This window comes from Nocardiopsis codii (assembly GCF_036327455.1).
GTDB lineage: Bacteria > Actinomycetota > Actinomycetes > Streptosporangiales > Streptosporangiaceae > Nocardiopsis > Nocardiopsis codii.
Window position 1 is genome coordinate 1 of sequence record NZ_JAUZMY010000094.1, and the last position, 530, is coordinate 530.

1 protein-coding gene is annotated in these 530 nt (G+C 60.8%); it reads left to right on the forward strand.

Features of this window, described 5'->3' with window-relative positions; all coding sequences use genetic code 11:
* Positions 1 to 2: 2 nt before the first annotated feature.
* Positions 3 to 530: ABC transporter permease (locus tag Q8791_RS31780; protein WP_330095557.1), on the forward strand; the 528-nt coding region annotated here is incomplete at its 3' end.

Below are 530 nucleotides of genomic sequence, written 5' to 3' on the forward strand. Positions count from 1 at the left end.
TGATGTTTTGGATCTCACCGCTGTTGGCCGTCATTTCCCTAGTCGTCATCCCGATCGCCGGGGTCATCGCAGGCCTCATCGGCAAGAGGGCCCAGGGACAGTTCGCCCAGATGTGGAAAGCCACCGGCGAGCTCAACTCGCGGGTGGAGGAGGCGTACTCCGGCCATGCCCTCGTCAAAACCTTCGGGCGCAGCCGGGCTGTCGCCCAGGAATTCCACGAACGAAACGAGGAACTGCGTCAGGCGACCGCCAAGGCCCAATTTGTCTCCGGCCTCATCCAACCGGTGATGTTCCTGCTCGGTAACGCAAACTACGCCATCATCGTCCTCATCGGATGCCTGCGGGTGGCGAAGGGCCAGATGCCGCTAGGCAACGTGCAGGCCTTCATCCAATACTCCCGAATGTTCACCCAGCCGATAACCCAGATTGCCTCCATGGCAAATCTGCTGCAGTCCGGGGTGGCTTCCGCGGAACGGGTGTTCCAAGTTCTCGACGCCGACGAATTATCCACGGATGCTCACGGAAGCCTC